Genomic DNA, 15714 nt, shown 5'->3' with positions numbered 1-15714 from the left:
CTTTCCGCCCTTACGGCGGGTCACTTTTTGACGGGGCAAAAAGTAACCATGAGTGGATTGAGGCGGGTCATTCCAATGACATGCCTTTTCCCCTATTGTCGAGCCTCCCATCCCAAACGATCGGCAGTCCCATGGAGAAAGTCATCGTCATCACCGGTGCCAGCCGTGGCATCGGTGCCGCCACCGCCTTGCAGGCCGCCCGCGAGGGCTACCGCATCTGCATCAACTACCACGCCGACGACCAGGCCGCTGAGCGCATCCTCGCCCAGGTCCGTGCGCTGGGCGCCGAAGCCATTACCGTGCGTGCCGACGCCAGTGTCGAAGACGAGGTGATCCAACTGTTCCACCGCGTCGACCAGGAACTCGGCCCGGTGACCGCACTGGTCAACAACGCTGGCACCATCGGCCAGCAAAGCCGCGTCGAGGCCATGTCCGAGTTTCGCCTGCTCAAGGTGATGAAGACCAACGTCGTCGGCCCCATGCTCTGCGCCAAGCACGCCCTGCTGCGCATGGCCCGCTGCCATGGCGGGCAGGGCGGGGCGATCGTCAATGTGTCCTCGGTCGCGGCGCGCCTGGGGTCACCCAACGAGTACGTCGACTACGCCGCCTCCAAAGGCGCGCTGGATACCTTCACCATTGGCCTGGCCAAGGAAGTGGCAGGCGAGGGCGTGCGGGTCAACGGCGTGCGACCGGGTTACATCCATACCGGTTTTCATGCCCTGTCCGGCGACCCCGACCGCGTAAGCAAGCTCGAACCCGGCCTGCCCATGGGGCGCGGCGGCCGCGCCGAGGAAGTGGCCGAGGCGATCCTCTGGCTGCTGTCGGACAAGGCTTCATACTCCACTGGCAGCTTCCTCGATCTGGGCGGCGGACGCTGAAGGCTGCCCGTCAGGGCAGCTCATCTGCCAGCAGCTGACGCACCCGTTCGGCCAGTGCCTCTAGCTCGAAAGGCTTGGTCAGCACGCTGGTACCCTGCAGCAACTGGCCGTCGCTGAGCGCCGCACTTTCGTCGTAGCCGGTAATGAACAGCACTTTCAGGTCCGGGTACAGTTGCCGGCAACGTTCAGCCACCTGGCGACCATTGGGGCCGTCGGGCAGGCCGATATCGCTCAGCAGCAGGTCCGGTTGCTCGCACTGCTGCAGGTGCGCCAGCGCGGCAGTGCCATTCTCGAAGACCTCGACCTGATAGCCCAGTTCTTCCAGCACCTCACCAACCACCAGGCGCAGCGCTGCCTGGTCCTCCACCAGCACGATGCGTTGCCCGCCCGAGCTGCCGGCCAGCGCCTTGCGCGCAGACGGCCGGGGGGCTGCAACAGGCTGTTGGTGGTGGCGCGGCAGATACAGCTCGACCCGCGTGCCCTCGCCTGGCGCGGAGTGCAAGCGCAACTGGCCGCCAGACTGGCGCACGAAACCGTAGGTCATCGATAACCCCAGGCCGGTGCCCTGGCCCATGGGCTTGGTGGAGAAGAACGGGTCGATGGCCCGGGCCGCCACTGCGGCGCTCATGCCACAACCGATGTCGGCCACGCTCAGGCGCACATAGTCCCCGGCGGCCAGTTCGAGCGGGCGCGCCTGCTCGTTGTCGAGCGTGATGTTGTCGCCCTGGATATCGATGCTGCCGCCGCCCGGCATGGCGTCGCGCGCGTTGATGCACAGGTTGAGCAGGGCGCTTTCCAGTTGCGGTGGGTCAATGAAGCTTGGCCACAGCCGGGCGGCGAAGCGGCTGCGCAAGGTAATTGACGGGCCGATACTGCGGCGTATCAGCTCTTCCATGTCGTTGACCAGCGCCGAGATCTCGGTTGAGCACGGTTGCAGGGTCTGCTGTCGGGAGAAGGCCAGCAGCCGGTGCACCAGCGATGAAGCCCGTTGCGCGGAGCCGCTGGACAGTTCGAGCAGCGGCTCCAGCTCTGCATAACGCTGCTGGCCGAGGCGCTGTTGCATCAGCTCTTGGGCATTGATGATGCCACCCAGCAGGTTGTTGAAGTCGTGGGCGATGCCGCCGCTGAGCTGGCCCACTGCCTCCATCTTCTGCGCCTGGCGCAACGCATGCTCGGCCTTGGCCAGGCGTTGCTGTTCCTGGACCCGCTCGGTGATGTCATAGGCGAACAGGTAGGCGCCTTGCACGTTTTCGTGCTGGTCGCGCAAGGCGTTGAAACGCAGTTCGTAGTGGCGAAGTCCGAAAGCGCCGATCTCGATAAACTGTTCGCCTGCCAGCGCCCGTTGCCACATCGGCATTATCAGCTCACGGTCCGCTGGGTGGCCGTCAACAAATGCTGGCAGGTACTCGCCGACTTCGGGCGTGCGGCCGTACAAAGCATGGAAGTCATGCTTGGCCTGGCGGTTGACTGCGAGCCAGCGCAGGTTCGTGTCGACTACATGCACGTTGACTACGCTATCGTCGACCAGCTCGGCAAACAGGCGGCGCTCGGCCAAGGCTGCGCTGACCCGCTGCTCAAGCTCTTCGTTGAGCTGCTGCAGAGCCAGCTCGGCCTTGCGCCGCTCGGTAACGTCTTTGAACAGCACTGCGACCTGGCGGCGCTCCGCCGGCTCCACGCGGAAGGTGGTCACCGACAGCACATGGCCCGTGGCGACCAGCTCCTGTTCGAACTGCAGCGGCTCACCAGTGCGCAGTACCGCACCGTAGCGGGCGACCCAGTCGTCCGCCTCGTCGGGTACCATCTCGCGCAGCTTCTGCCCGACCACGTTGGGGATGCCGGCATGCTTGGCGTAGGCGGCGTTGGCCAGGATATGCACGTAATCGCTGAGCGGGCCATGGGGGCCGTCGAAGAATTCGATGATGCAGAAGCCTTCGTCCATGGTGTCGAACAGAAATCGATAGATGTTCTGGTCCTGATCGGCGTGTTGCAGCAGCTGGTCTTCCAGCTGCGCATTACGCTGGCGCAGGGTTTCGATTTCCTGACGCAGGGCAAGCAGGTCGCGGTGGGGCATGGCGACGTCCGACAGAAATGAAGGGGCAGACTTTACCTGTCCACGCGGCGAGCGCATAGCGGGCTACAGTGGCAAGCGGCGGTTTTCCAGCAACTGGGCGACGTGCTGGTTAAGGGCTGCCAGTTCGAACGGTTTGTACAACACGGCGCAGTGCTTGCCAGGGTTGACGTCGACCCGGTTGCTGGCATAGCCGGTGATGTACAGCACCGCGACGCTGCCGGGGCGCTTCTGGCAGGCGGCTGCTACCTGGTAGCCATCGATGCCACCCGGCAGGCCGATATCGGTGATCAGCAGGTCCGGGTGCAAGCCTGCCTGCAGGGCTTCCAGTGCGCCTCGGCCATCGCTGAAGGCATGCACAAGGTGCCCTTGGTCCTCGAGTACCTCGCGGATCAGCAGCCGGAGGATGTCCTGGTCTTCCACCAGCATGACCACCTGAGGCGCTGCCTGGGACTGTTGGCTTGGCGTCTGCGGTTGCGCGCACGCGTGCCCGGCAGTGTCGCAGGAGGCCCGTGGCAAGTAGAGGTGGATGCAGGCCCCTTGCCCCGGTTCGCTGGCGATGCGCAACTGCCCACCGGACTGGCGCACAAAGCCATACACGATCGATAGCCCAAGGCCTGAGCCCTGCCCCAGTGGCTTGGTGGTGAAGAAGGGCTCACATGCCCTTTGCAACACATCGGCCGGCATGCCGATGCCGTTGTCGCAGACACTGAGATGCAGATAGGCGCCACCGGTCATGTCCAGCGCGCGTGCCTGCAGCTCATCGAGTTGGGCATTCTCGCTGGCGATACGCAATGTCCCCCCCAGCGGCATGGCGTCGCGGGCATTGATGCACAGGTTGAGCAGTGCGCTTTCCAGTTGGTGCGGATCGATCTGCACCAGCCACTGGTCGCTCTGGGTCTGGTCGATGAAGGTGATGCGCGCATCGAGCGAACTGGCGATCAGTTCGCCCATGCCGGCCACCAGCTGCTGCACGTCCACCGCCTGGGGCACCAGCGTCTGTTGACGCGAGAAGGCCAGCAGGCGCTGCACCAGTGCGGCAGCCCGTTGGGCGTTGTGCCGGGCGACACCAAGCAACCGGCTGGTGTCGTGGTAGCGCTGTTCGGCCTGGCGTTGTTCGGCCATTTCCAGGGCACCGAAAATACCGCCGAGCAGGTTGTTGAAGTCGTGGGCGATACCGCCGGTCAACTGGCCGACCGCTTCCATCTTCTGCGATTGGCGCAGGGCCTCTTCGATCTTGCGCACACGCTCCTGCTCGGCGACCCGTTCGCTGATGTCGTAGGCGAACAGGTAACCGCCCTGGATCCGCTGTTGGGCGTCGCGCAATGTGTTGTAGCTGATTTCGTAATGGCGCAGGGCGTCGGGCGGGCCAAGGGCGATGGTGTCGGTGAACGCTTCGCCGGCCAGCACGCGTGGCCATACCGGCTCCAGCCATTTGACGATGTCGGGCTGGTTGGCGATGAACTGGGGAATGTAGTCGCCCACCTGCGGCACGAAGCCGCGCAGGCGTTTGAAGGTTTCCTGTGCGGTGCGGTTGATCGCCAGCAGGCGGAAGTTGCAATCGGCCGCGAACACGTTGGCCTGGCTGTGGTCGACCAGTTCGCCCAGCAGCTTGCTGTTGGCCTGAGCTTGGTCGATGCGATCCTGCAGTTGTTGTTTGGAAGGCGTCGAGTCATCAGGCTGCATGGGGACGATCCAGCGTGTGGGTCGCCCAACTATAGCCGCACTTTTTCAGGCATTCCTTCAGAACGAGCGGATGATGCGCCCCAAGGTTTCCATGGCGCGTTCGGCGGCCTCGTTCCACGGTGTGCCGTAGTTCAGCCGAATGCAGTTGCCAAAGCGCCGGGTCGGCGAAAAGATCGGCCCCGGTGCGATGCTGATGCCTTGGGCCAGGGCCATGTGGAACAGTTTCAGGGCGTCCATCTGTTCGGGCAGTTCCAGCCACAGGAAGTAGCCGCCGGAAGGCTGGCTGACGCGGGTCTGTGCCGGGAAATGGCGGGCGATGGCGGCCAGCATGTTGGCCTGCTGACCCTCCAGGGCGTAGCGCAGCTTGCGCAGGTGGCGGTCGTAGCCGCCGTGCTGCAGGTAGTCGGCGATGGCCGCCTGGGCTGGCATCGAGGCACACAGCGAGGTCATCAGTTTCAGCCGCTCGATCTTCTGCGCAAAGCGCCCGGCGGCCACCCAGCCGATGCGGTAACCCGGTGCCAGGCTCTTGGCGAACGAGCCACAGTGCATCACCAGGCCTTGGGTATCGAATGCCTTGGCCGGTTTCGGGGCCTGTTGCGAGTAGTACAGCTCGGCGTAGACATCGTCCTCGATCAACGGCACCTGGTGGCGGCGCAGCAGCTCGACCAGGGCCTGTTTCTTCGCCTCGGGCATACTCGCGCCCACAGGGTTCTGGAAGTTGGTCATGCACCACACGGCCTTGACCGGGTGCTTGTCCAGGGTCTGCGCCAGCACTGCCAGGTCCATGCCTTCGCGCGGGTGCACCGGGATCTCCACGGCCTTGAGCTTGAGCCGCTCCAGCACCTGCAGGCAGGCATAGAAGGCCGGCGCTTCGATGGCCACCAGGTCGCCTGGTTCGGTAACCGCCTGCAGGCAAAGGTTCAGGGCTTCCAGCGCGCCATTGGTTATCAGCAGCTCTTCCATCGGCAGCATCAGCCCACCGACCATGTAGCGCAGGGCGATCTGCCGGCGCAGTTGCGGGTTGCCCGGCGACAGGTCGGTGACCACCATGCGTGGGTCCATGGCCCGGCTGGCACTGGCCAGCGAGCGCGACAGGCGTTGCAGCGGGAACAGTTCAGGGCTGGGGAAGGCCGAGCCGAACGGTACGGTGCTCGGGTCCTTGATCGAATCGAGGATGGAGAACACCAGGCCGCTGACGTCCACCTCGGTCGATTCGCTCAGTGGCTCCAGCGCCTGGGGTTCGCTGAACTGGCGCGGCGCGTGGGCGTTGACGAAGTAGCCCGAGCGCGGCCGTGCGCGGATCAGCCCACGGCGCTCAAGCAGGTAGTAGGCCTGGAACACCGTGGATGGGCTGACACCGTGGGTCTGGCTGGCATAGCGTACCGAAGGCACGCGCTGGCCTGGGCCGAGCACCCCGGAGCGGATCAGTTCGGCAATGTCGTCGGCGAAGCGTTCGTAGCGTTTCATGGAGGCTCGGCAGGCAAGGTGAACAAGCAGTGTAAGGGATCAGCGGTTCAGTGGCGCCACGAAGCGGCTGCGGGCCACGCTGCGCACGGCAGGCTGGTCGCTGTCGCGGATTTCGAAGGCCAGCTCCTGTGAGCTGCTGGCCGCGCGCTCGGCCAGCAGCGCCACCGACACCGGCAGCTGGCTCATTTCGCCGGCCGGGATGCTGAGCTCGGTGGTGCCGTGCAGTTCGAAGCCCTCGGCATCGAGCAGGCGCAGGTGGTAACGCTGGGGCTGCGCGGTCTTGTTGATGACCTTGAGCAGGTAGATGTTCTCGATCTGGCCCTGGGCGTTCTCGCGGAACAGGCTGCGGTCCTTGATCACGTCCAGCGACACCATCGGGCGCAACTGCAGGGCCATCACCAGGGCGCCGATCATCAGCATCAGGGCAACGACGTAGCCCAGCAGGCGCGGGCGCAGCCAGTGGGTGGTGCCGCCTTGCAGGCTGTGTTCGGACTTGTAGCCAATCAGGCCGCGGGGGTAACCCATCTTGTCCATGACGTTGTCGCAGGCATCAATACAGGCGGCGCAGCCGATGCAGGCCATCTGCAGGCCGTCACGGATATCGATGCCGGTGGGGCAGACCTGCACGCACAGGGTGCAGTCGATGCAATCGCCCAGGCCATGGGCGCGGGCGTCGCTGCCTTTCTTGCGCGGGCCACGGGATTCGCCACGGCGCGGGTCGTAGGCCACGGCCAGGGTGTCCTTGTCGAACATCACGCTCTGGAAGCGCGCATAAGGGCACATGTGCAGGCACACCGCCTCGCGCAGCAATCCGGCGTTGATATAGGTGGCCGCGGTGAAGAACAGCACCCAGAACAGTGCCACGCCGCCCAGCTGCAGGGTGAACAGTTCATGGGTCAGCGGGCGGATCGGTGTGAAGTAGCCGACAAAGGTCAGCCCGGTAAGCACGCCGATGGCCAGCCACAGGCTGTGCTTGAGCGTGCGCCGGGCCAGCTTGTTCAGGCTCCAGGGCGCGGCGGCAAGCTTGATGCGCTGGTTGCGGTCGCCTTCGGTGACCTTCTCGCACCACATGAACAGCCAGGTCCAGGTGCTCTGCGGGCAGCTGTAGCCGCACCACACCCGGCCGGCGTAGACGGTGATGGCGAACAGGCCGAAGGCACAGATGATCAGCAGTGCCGAGAGCAGGATGAAGTCCTGCGGCCAGAAGGTGGCGCCGAAGATGTGGAACTTACTTTCGGCCAGGTCCCACAGCACGGCCTGGCGCCCGTTCCAGTCGAGCCAGGCGGTGCCGAAGAACAGCGCGAACAGTGCGCCGGCGAAGGCAATCCGCAGCGTGCGGTACAGGCCGCTGAAGCTACGGGTGTGGATGCCTTGGGGGACAATCTGGATGGCATGGATTCTATCGGTCATGGCTTCGGTGCTCTCACGGCCTCTATCAGGCACGAGCACTATGGCCCCCGAACTGTTTTCAGCACAGGCTCAGGTCAGGCGATAAAAACCATATCAGATTGCCGCGAAATGTGTCCGCAACCCTAGATCACTGAGCCTGGCGTGCTGGCCTTGAGGTGCCTGCGGCTATCCACCGCACCTGCCACCGTCAGCGCGTCGGCTTCGGCTTCGGTGATCGGGAAGCGCTCGCCGGCGAGGATGGCCACGGACATGCGTAGCTGTTCGTCGGTGATGATTTCGATCTCCGGGCCTGTGCCTTCGATGCGCAGCTTGTCGCCAATCAGGGTGCAGCGTTGGTTGCTTTCTTCGATCTCGATGGGCATGGTCGGGTCCTCCGGGGGCGGTTACAGGTTGTGACCGCAGGCGCAGGGCGGTTGCTGCATCGGGGTGCCGGGTGGGCACTTTGCGGGCTGTGCAAGGGTCAACTTTCTTAGGCACAGGCAATAACCAACCAACCCGGTATCTGACCATGGACTTCTTCTGGCAAACCATCCAGGCCGAATTCGCCGATGTCACCGATGAGCGCGAGGTCGTGCGGATTCTCGTGCGCCTATTGATGGCGGCCGTGCTCGGCGCGGTACTGGGCTTCGAGCGCGAACACCGGGGCAAGTCCGCCGGAGTGCGTACGCACATGCTGGTATCGCTGGGCGCGGCGTTGTTCGTGCTGGCACCGAGCATGGCCGGTGCCGATGAGCAGGCCTTGAGCCGGGTGATCCAGGGGATCGTGGCCGGCATCGGCTTTCTCGGTGCGGGCACCATTCTAAAGGGTAACGGCCAGGACACCAGCCACGTCAAAGGCCTGACTACCGCTGCGGGGCTGTGGATGACGGCGGCAATCGGTACGGCTGCGGGCATGGGGCGAGAAGCCACGGCGCTGATCAGCACGGTGCTGGCGCTGTTGGTGTTGGGCACGATGCCGCTGGTGGTGGGGAAGATCGAGGGGCAGGACGAGGAGAAGCAGAAAGAGGAGGAGGGCAGGAAGCACTGAGGGGAGCCGAAGCTCCCCTCATAAGCGTTGTTGCCTGCTCTTTTTTTATTATTGAGGCCGGCCTTTTGTTGTTTTTGTAGGCTAGCCTGGGTGTCGCGTGCGACCCCCATCCGGGGTCAAGAGCAAACGTATTTTTTTGAGCGCTGACCTGCTTTCATCCTGTGGATCCGAGCCTGACTGCCGCTACCTTCAGGTAGTTTTATTGTTCTGTGTCAGTCCGCGGGGCGAACCCCTGAAAAGCCTGTCGACTCCAAAAAAATCTGCTTGCTGCGCCTCTGCCGTGTTGTTCTTGTTATGTCAGAGCCGTTACATGTTGTTTTTATTGGTTATCGCGTTTTTCTTGTTGTTGTACCAAAGATATAGCAGGTGCCGTGCCAACTTTTGAAGACCCTTTAAAATCAATGTCTTGGGCGGAATTGGCAGAGTCGGGCGACCTGAAAATCTGTCGATTTGTTTCCCTGTTACCCGATTTTTTGCTGAAAACTGTGGGGGCGGTAACACTCACCCACACTCATGTGACACCTGCATGAAACTCATTGTGCGCTGCGTGCACGTGCCACCCGCGAACCGTTGGCCCGGCCCAGCACGGCGCTGATGCGCTGCCCGGCGGCAATCAGCCGGTCTAGGTCGATACCGGTCTTGATACCCAGCCCCTGCAGCAGGTACAGCACATCTTCGGTGGCGATGTTGCCGGTAGCGCCCTTGGCATAGGGGCAGCCACCCAGCCCGGCGACCGAGCTGTCGAACACACTGATGCCTTCGAGCAGGCTGGCATACACGTTGGCCAGGGCTTGGCCATAGGTGTCGTGGAAGTGACCGGCCAGTTGCGCGCGGGGCACCACGGCCGACACCACCTCGAACAGTCGACGGGTGTCACCGGCCGTGCCGGTGCCGATGGTGTCACCCAGCGATACTTCATAGCAGCCCATCTCGTGCAGCGCTTTGGCCACCGGTGCTACCTGCTCGGCACTGACCTTGCCTTCATACGGGCAACCCAGCACACAAGACACGTAACCGCGCACCCGCACGCCATGGCTGTGCGCGGCCTCCATGATCGGCTCGAAGCGCTGCAGGCTTTCGCTGATCGAGCAGTTGATGTTGCGCTGGGAGAAGGCCTCGGAGGCGGCGGCAAACACTGCCACTTCCTTCACCCCGGCTGCCAGGGCGTCCTCGAAACCGCGCAGGTTGGGGGCCAGCGCGGCATAGGTAACACCGTCGCGCTGCTGGATGCCGGCGAATACCTCGGCGGAGCCGGCCATCTGTGGCACCCACTTGGGCGAAACGAAGCTGCCGACCTCGATGTAGCTCAGCCCGGCGTCGGTCAGGTCGTCGACCAGGCGCACCTTGTCGGCGACGCTGATGGGCTGGGCTTCATTCTGCAGGCCGTCGCGGGGGCCTACTTCGACCAGGCGGACTGTTGCGGGCATGGGCATGGTGGGGTTCCTGTCAGCGTTTGTCATTGTTGTTCAGGGTGGCCGCCAGGGCCTGTTCGCAGCGCTCCTGGGCAGTGTCCAGTTCCAGTTGCATCTGGTGGATGTCGAGCATCTGCTGTTCCAGCTGGGCGCGCCGCTCGGCGATCTTCGCCAGCATGCTGTGCAGCTGCTTGAGGTTGCCGCTGCTGGGGTCGTACAGCTCGATCAGCTCACGGCATTCGGCCAGCGAGAAGCCGATGCGCTTGCCGCGCAGGATGAGCTTCAAGCTGACTTTGTCACGGGCCGAATAGATGCGTTCCAGCCCACGCCGCTCGGGGCTCAGCAGGCCCTGTTCCTCATAGAAGCGGATGGCGCGGGTGGTGATGTCCAGTTCGCGGGAGAGGTCGGAGATGCTGTAGGTCTGGCTGCTCATGCTCGGGCTCGGCGTGGGGTATGCCAGTATCCTGAAGGCAGGTTGACGTATACGTCAAGCAGATCAGTCGGGCTGCACCGCACGCCGGTAACCATTGGGCGTCTGCCCGCTCAGGCGCTTGAAGAAGCGGGAGAAGTAGGTCGGGTCGCTGAAGCCCAGGTTGTCCGACAGCTGGCCGATGCTCATGCGCGTATAGATGAGGTTGCGCTGTGCCTCCAGCAGCAGGCGCTGGTGGATCACCTGCAACGCGGTCTGCCCGCTCAGCGCCCGGCACAGCTGGTTGAGTTGCAGGCTGGGAATGTTCAGGCGCGCGGCGAAGTCCTCCACCGACAGGTGTTCGCGGTAATGCGCTTCGACCAGCCGCAGGTACTGCCCGAGCAACTGCCGGTCACGCTCGTCACGGTTGCGTGGGGCCTGCCCCAGTTGCTGGCGGCGGCTGATCCACACCATCAGCGCGGTCACCAGCGCTTCGAGCATGGTCGCCCGCGCGGGGGCGTTGCCCTGGTATTCCTGTTGCAGCGTTTCGATCAGGCCGCGCAGCTGGACGCGGTCCTTGCCCAATGGGTAACACGCCGCTTTCGCCAGCACCCCTAGCGGTGCGCCCAGGCGCTGTTCGAGGTCGGCCACCAGCGCGGTGCCGAAGGTCAGCACATGGCCCTGGATATCGGCGCTGAAGCGAAAGCCATGCACGGTCAGGGGCGGCACCACCTGTATTGCAGCCTCGAGGATGGTGCTGCGCACACCTTCGATTTCCACCTGGGCTCTGCCGCGTTGGACATACAGCAGCTGAAACAGCTCGGCGTGCTGATGCGGCTTGATCTCCCAGTGGTGCAGGCGGCTGCGTGCCGGGATCGACTCGCAATGCAGCAGGTCGGTGCCGGGCCAGTGCTGGTTTTCGCCGTACAGCTGGAACAGCGGAACGCCGAGGAGGGTGGATCTCATGTCGTGATCGTCTGTCCGCTAATCGAACGTTTTTTGTAAAAGTGCATTTTTTGCATGCGATAACACACTTATTTGCCGGTTAGTACTAGTAAAAATGCAAGAGTACACCCTCTTGATGAGATAAAAACAATGAAAACTCAGGTTGCAATCATTGGCGCCGGTCCGTCCGGCCTGCTGCTCGGCCAGTTGCTGCACAAGGCCGGTATCGACACCGTCATACTCGAACGCCAGACCCCCGAATACGTACTTGGCCGCATCCGCGCCGGGGTGCTGGAACAAGGCACCGTCGACCTGCTGCGCGAAGCCGGCGTCGCCGAGCGCATGGACCGTGAAGGGCTGGTCCATGAAGGCGTCGAACTGCTGGTTGCAGGCCGTCGCCAGCGCCTGGACCTGAAGGGCCTGACCGGCGGCAAGACGGTGATGGTCTACGGCCAGACCGAAGTCACCCGCGACCTGATGCAGGCCCGCGAAGCCAGCGGCGCGCCGATCATCTACGCCGCCAGCAACGTGCAGCCGCACGAACTCAAGGGCGAACGGCCGTACGTGACCTTTGAAAAGGACGGCCAGACCCACCACCTGGACTGCGACTACGTCGCCGGCTGCGATGGCTTCCACGGCGTATCGCGCAAGAGCATCCCCGAAGGTGTGCTCAAGGAGTACGAGCGGGTCTACCCATTCGGTTGGCTGGGCATGCTGTCCGATACCCCGCCGGTGAACCACGAACTGATCTACGCCCACCACGAACGGGGTTTCTCCCTGTGCAGCCAGCGCTCGCAGACGCGCAGCCGCTATTACCTGCAGGTGCCGCTGGAAGAGCGGGTGGAAGACTGGTCCGACGAGCGCTTCTGGAACGAACTCAAGGCGCGCCTGCCCGCAGACGTGGCACAGCAGCTGGTCACCGGGCCCGCACTGGAAAAGAGCATCGCGCCACTGCGCAGCCTGGTGGTCGAGCCGATGCAGTACGGCCACCTGTTCCTGGTCGGCGATGCCGCGCACATCGTCCCGCCGACGGGCGCGAAGGGCCTGAACCTGGCGGCGTCCGACGTCAACTACCTGTACCGGATCCTGGTCAAGGTGTACCGCGAGGGGCGTACCGACCTGTTGGAACAGTATTCGCCGCTGGCCCTGCGGCGGGTCTGGAAGGGCGAGCGTTTCAGCTGGTTCATGACCCAGCTGCTGCATGACTTCGGCGAGCACAAGGATGCCTGGGACCAGAAGATGCAGGAGGCCGACCGCGAGTACTTCCTCACATCGCCAGCGGGGCTGGTGAACATCGCCGAGAACTATGTGGGGTTGCCGTACGAAGAGGTGGTTTAGGGGTTTTGAGGGGAGGGCGAAAGAGGTTTGTCGCCTGTGAAATCGAGCGCCGCCCGCGCGGCGCATCGCGAGCTGCGCTCGCTCCTACGTTTGTTTCGGGCCAATGATGCCTGCGGGACTCGATATCGAGCCGTACTTCAAAGCGGCCGCGCGCGTTTGTTGCAGGTAAACTGGCCCGAAAGGACGCCGAATACCTTTCGGCGCCCCCCCCGAAAGGACGCAACCCAATGCCCCGCCACCTCCCATTCCTCAAACTGCTGATCACCGTGCTGTGCCTGTCTGCCACCAGTGCCGTCACCTGGGCCGACCAGCCGCTGCCCACGCCCCCAGAGCTGCAGTCCGGCTACCGCAGTGGCCTGCATCCGGTGCAGGCCAGCCGGCACATGGTGGCGGCTGCCAACCCGCTTGCAAGCGAGGCCGGACGGGCGATGCTGCGTGCCGGTGGCAGCGCCATTGATGCGGCGATCGCCATGCAGATGGTGCTGACCTTGGTCGAGCCGCAATCCAGTGGTATCGGTGGTGGGGCATTCATCCTGTATTGGGATGGCCAGCGCGTGCAGGCCTTCGACGGCCGCGAAGCTGCACCGGCAGGGGTGACGGAAACGTTGTTCCTGCAAGCGGACGGGGCGCCCATGCCGTTTCGTGCAGCGCAGATCGGCGGCCGTTCCGTGGGTGTTCCGGGCGTGCTGCGGGCATTGAAACTGGCCCATGATCAGCACGGCAAACTGCCATGGAAGGACCTGTTCGGCCCTGCCATCGCCCTTGCACGCAATGGTTTTGCGGTTTCCGAGCGGCTGCACACGTTGGTCGCCGGCGATCCCTTCATTGCCCGCTCGCCGGCCATGGCGCGCTACTTCCTGGATGACCGGGGCAAGCCGCTGGCAGTCGGCACGATCCTGCGCAACTTGGCGCTCGCGCAGACCTTCGAGCGTATTGCAGAGCAGGGCGTCGATGCTTTCTACAGCGGTGAGATTGCCCAAGCCATGGTCGCTGAAGTGCGTCACCACGCCAATGCCGGGCAGTTGTCGCTCGAAGACTTGCAGCGTTACCAGGCCAAGGAGCGCGAACCGGTCTGTGGCCCCTACAAGGCCTGGAACATCTGCGGCATGCCACCGCCGTCGTCCGGTGGGGTGACCGTGTTGCAGACCCTGGGCATTCTCGACGCCTTGCAGCGCAGCTCGGCGCAGCGTGACCTGGCCGACCTGCCGCCGCGCCAGGTGGCCTCCGTGGCGGGGCTCGAACCCGCGCCGCAGGCCGTGCACCTGGTGGCCGAAGCCGAGCGCCTGGCCTACGCCGACCGCGCTCAGTACCTGGCCGACAGCGACTACGTGCCGGTGCCGGTCAAGTCGTTGCTCGACCCGGCCTACCTTGCCGAGCGCGCCAAGCAGGTGGGTGAGTACAGCCTGAAGCACGCCCGCCCGGGCACCCCGCAGGATGCCAACCTGGCCCTGGCGCCCGACCGCTCGCCGCTGCGGATTTCCACCTCGCACCTGTCTGCCGTCGATGACAATGGCCAGGCCCTGGCCATGACCACGTCGGTAGAATCGGCATTCGGTTCGCACCTGATGGTCGGCGGCTTTTTGCTGAATAACCACCTGACCGACTTTTCCTTCCTGCCCGCGGAAAACGGCAAGCCGGTGGCCAACCGGGTGCAGCCCGGCAAGCGGCCGTTGTCGGCGATGGCGCCAACCCTGGTGTTTTCGCGTGCCTCGGGCGAGCTGGTGGCGAGCCTCGGCTCCCCCGGCGGCTCGCAGATCATCGGCTACGTGAACAAGGCGTTGATTGGCCTGCTGGACTGGCATCTTGATCCGCAACAGGCAGCCAACCTGCCCAATTTCGGCAGCCGCAATGCCGGGACCGAAGTAGAAGCCGGGCTGGTCAGCCCGGCGCTGATCCGCCAGTTGGCCGCCTGGGGCCACGAGGTAACGCCGATGACCATGACCAGTGGCATGCAGATCATCCAGCGCACCGCCGAGGGTTGGGCCGGTGGCGCCGACCCGCGGCGCGAGGGTGTGGCGCTCGGCGACTAACGCGTTGCCGGGCCTGGAGTGGCGTGGTAGAAGTCAGTCTTGCCATTCAGTAGTTGAATACCAAGATGTCCATCAGCGTTAAATCGAATAGAGCCCTGTTCGACCTCGACCTGTTGCGCGCCATCGTCGTGGTGGCCGATTGCGGCAGCTTCACCACGGCCGCCGCGCGCCTGCACTCGACCCAGTCGACCATCAGCCAGAAGGTGCGCCGCCTCGAAGACATGGTCGGCCATCGCCTGCTGGTGCGCGGCAACCGCGACGTGTTGCCGACCGACGCCGGCCAGACCTTGCTCGGTTATGCCCGGCACATGCTGGCGCTGAACGACCAGATGCTCGAAGCCCTGGCCGGGGCCATGGTCGGGGTCACAGTGCGCCTGGGCGTGCCCGAGGATTTCGTCGGCGGGCGCACCACCAATGCGCTGTCGGCGTTCAGCCGCCTGCACCCGCAGGTCAAGCTGGAAGTCACCAGTGGCCTGTGCCGCGACCTCAGCCAGGCCTACGACAATGGCGAGCTCGACCTGGTGCTGCTCAAGCAGCGGCGCAACAGCCGCGAAGGCGTGGCCTGCTGGCCCGAGCGCCTGCAGTGGATCGACAGTGCACGCATGCCGGCGTTCGAGCTCGACCCGATTCCGCTGGTGACCTTCCCGCCACGGGGGCTGTACCGCGAAGACATGATCAGTGTCATCGAAGGCATGGGCCGGCGCTGGCGCATCAGCTTCACCAGTTCCAGCCTCAGCGGCATCCAGGCGGCAGTGGCCGACGGCATGGGCATCAGCCTGCTGCCACCGCGGGCGGCGACCGCTGAGCACCGGGTGCTGGGGCAGACGCAGGGGTTGCCGGAGGTGGACAGCTACGAGATCGTCATCGTGCACAAGCCGACGGCGGATGTGATGGTCAAGGATCTGGCCGGGGTGATGAGTCAGCTGTTGGCTGGCGGAGGGATCTGACTCTACTTTCAAGGCTTGCACAATTCCTTGCAGGAGCGGCCTTGCCCCGCGAACACCGGCGAGGCCGGTGCCAGACTATGCGGTTCATGGCAACGGC

13 protein-coding genes are annotated in these 15714 nt (G+C 64.3%); 5 read left to right on the top strand and 8 right to left on the bottom strand.

Annotated features, from left to right (window positions below):
* Nucleotides 1-131: 131 nt before the first annotated feature.
* Complete coding sequence (locus ACOKS3_RS17220) at nt 132-878, top strand: SDR family oxidoreductase (RefSeq protein ID WP_422764107.1); 747 nt, start codon at nt 132-134, stop codon at nt 876-878.
* Nucleotides 879-888: 10 nt separating this feature from the next.
* Here ACOKS3_RS17220 and ACOKS3_RS17215 read toward each other — a convergent pair whose 3' ends face one another.
* The 5 genes from ACOKS3_RS17215 to ACOKS3_RS17195 form a co-directional block, all read right to left on the bottom strand.
* Nucleotides 889-2949 carry a hybrid sensor histidine kinase/response regulator gene (locus ACOKS3_RS17215; RefSeq protein ID WP_422764106.1) on the bottom strand — a complete coding sequence of 687 codons (2061 nt, stop codon included), beginning with the start codon at nt 2947-2949 and terminating at the stop codon, nt 889-891.
* Nucleotides 2950-3012: 63 nt separating this feature from the next.
* Nucleotides 3013-4632, bottom strand: a complete 1620-nt coding sequence (locus tag ACOKS3_RS17210) for a PAS domain-containing sensor histidine kinase (RefSeq protein ID WP_422764105.1) — start codon at nt 4630-4632, stop codon at nt 3013-3015.
* Nucleotides 4633-4689: 57 nt separating this feature from the next.
* Nucleotides 4690-6099, bottom strand: a complete 1410-nt coding sequence (gene mapR, locus ACOKS3_RS17205; protein WP_103447869.1) for a GntR family transcriptional regulator MpaR — start codon at nt 6097-6099, stop codon at nt 4690-4692.
* Nucleotides 6100-6138: 39 nt separating this feature from the next.
* Nucleotides 6139-7509, bottom strand: coding sequence for a cytochrome c oxidase accessory protein CcoG (gene ccoG, locus ACOKS3_RS17200; RefSeq protein ID WP_422764104.1), 1371 nt, complete (start codon nt 7507-7509; stop codon nt 6139-6141).
* Between the two features lie 122 nt (nt 7510-7631).
* Nucleotides 7632-7871: a DUF3203 family protein gene (locus tag ACOKS3_RS17195; protein ID WP_103447867.1), complete on the bottom strand. Its 240-nt coding sequence runs from the start codon at nt 7869-7871 to the stop codon at nt 7632-7634.
* Nucleotides 7872-8017: 146 nt separating this feature from the next.
* On the opposite strand from ACOKS3_RS17195, the gene ACOKS3_RS17190 reads away from it, so the two are divergent.
* Nucleotides 8018-8536 (top strand): MgtC/SapB family protein, encoded by a 519-nt coding sequence (locus ACOKS3_RS17190; protein WP_422764103.1) that lies wholly within the window; start codon nt 8018-8020, stop codon nt 8534-8536.
* Nucleotides 8537-9069: 533 nt separating this feature from the next.
* On the opposite strand, the gene ACOKS3_RS17185 is transcribed toward ACOKS3_RS17190, so the two are convergent.
* The 3 genes from ACOKS3_RS17185 to ACOKS3_RS17175 form a co-directional block, all read right to left on the bottom strand.
* Complete coding sequence (locus ACOKS3_RS17185) at nt 9070-9969, bottom strand: hydroxymethylglutaryl-CoA lyase (RefSeq protein WP_103447865.1); 900 nt, start codon at nt 9967-9969, stop codon at nt 9070-9072.
* A 13-nt stretch (nt 9970-9982) separates the two neighbouring features.
* On the bottom strand, nt 9983-10381 hold the full coding sequence (locus ACOKS3_RS17180) for a MerR family transcriptional regulator (protein ID WP_060513138.1): 399 nt from the start codon (nt 10379-10381) through the stop codon (nt 9983-9985).
* Between the two features lie 63 nt (nt 10382-10444).
* On the bottom strand, nt 10445-11323 hold the full coding sequence (locus ACOKS3_RS17175) for a helix-turn-helix domain-containing protein (RefSeq protein ID WP_422764102.1): 879 nt from the start codon (nt 11321-11323) through the stop codon (nt 10445-10447).
* 129 nt (nt 11324-11452) lie between these two features.
* On the opposite strand from ACOKS3_RS17175, the gene pobA reads away from it, so the two are divergent.
* From pobA to ACOKS3_RS17160, 3 genes are all read left to right on the top strand, one after another.
* The gene (pobA, locus tag ACOKS3_RS17170; protein ID WP_103447863.1) at nt 11453-12640 is read left to right on the top strand and encodes a 4-hydroxybenzoate 3-monooxygenase; all 1188 of its coding nucleotides are present in this window, start codon (nt 11453-11455) and stop codon (nt 12638-12640) included.
* Nucleotides 12641-12867: 227 nt separating this feature from the next.
* On the top strand, nt 12868-14670 hold the full coding sequence (ggt, locus tag ACOKS3_RS17165) for a gamma-glutamyltransferase (RefSeq protein ID WP_422764101.1): 1803 nt from the start codon (nt 12868-12870) through the stop codon (nt 14668-14670).
* A 65-nt stretch (nt 14671-14735) separates the two neighbouring features.
* A complete protein-coding gene (locus tag ACOKS3_RS17160) occupies nt 14736-15617 on the top strand; it encodes a LysR substrate-binding domain-containing protein (protein WP_103447861.1) in 882 nt (293 codons plus the stop codon).
* Nucleotides 15618-15714 lie beyond the last annotated feature (97 nt).

Origin of the sequence: Pseudomonas sp. HS6-2 (assembly GCF_049325675.2) — a bacterium.
Lineage (GTDB): Bacteria > Pseudomonadota > Gammaproteobacteria > Pseudomonadales > Pseudomonadaceae > Aquipseudomonas > Aquipseudomonas putida_N.
This window is presented reverse-complemented; position numbering and strand designations above follow the sequence as displayed.

Bases quoted from the DNA above. Each gene is read 5' to 3' on its own strand.
- ACOKS3_RS17215 (WP_422764106.1), bottom strand. From the start codon at position 2,949: ATGCCCCACCGCGACCTGCTTGCCCTGCGTCAGGAAATCGAAACCCTG.
- ggt (WP_422764101.1), top strand. From the start codon at position 12,868: ATGCCCCGCCACCTCCCATTCCTCAAACTGCTGATCACCGTGCTGTGC.
- ACOKS3_RS17175 (WP_422764102.1), bottom strand. From the start codon at position 11,323: ATGAGATCCACCCTCCTCGGCGTTCCGCTGTTCCAGCTGTACGGCGAA.
- ccoG (WP_422764104.1), bottom strand. From the start codon at position 7,509: ATGACCGATAGAATCCATGCCATCCAGATTGTCCCCCAAGGCATCCAC.
- ACOKS3_RS17185 (WP_103447865.1), bottom strand. From the start codon at position 9,969: ATGCCCATGCCCGCAACAGTCCGCCTGGTCGAAGTAGGCCCCCGCGAC.
- ACOKS3_RS17195 (WP_103447867.1), bottom strand. From the start codon at position 7,871: ATGCCCATCGAGATCGAAGAAAGCAACCAACGCTGCACCCTGATTGGC.
- ACOKS3_RS17190 (WP_422764103.1), top strand. From the start codon at position 8,018: ATGGACTTCTTCTGGCAAACCATCCAGGCCGAATTCGCCGATGTCACC.
- ACOKS3_RS17210 (WP_422764105.1), bottom strand. From the start codon at position 4,632: ATGCAGCCTGATGACTCGACGCCTTCCAAACAACAACTGCAGGATCGC.
- ACOKS3_RS17220 (WP_422764107.1), top strand. From the start codon at position 132: ATGGAGAAAGTCATCGTCATCACCGGTGCCAGCCGTGGCATCGGTGCC.
- ACOKS3_RS17180 (WP_060513138.1), bottom strand. From the start codon at position 10,381: ATGAGCAGCCAGACCTACAGCATCTCCGACCTCTCCCGCGAACTGGAC.
- mapR (WP_103447869.1), bottom strand. From the start codon at position 6,099: ATGAAACGCTACGAACGCTTCGCCGACGACATTGCCGAACTGATCCGC.
- ACOKS3_RS17160 (WP_103447861.1), top strand. From the start codon at position 14,736: ATGTCCATCAGCGTTAAATCGAATAGAGCCCTGTTCGACCTCGACCTG.
- pobA (WP_103447863.1), top strand. From the start codon at position 11,453: ATGAAAACTCAGGTTGCAATCATTGGCGCCGGTCCGTCCGGCCTGCTG.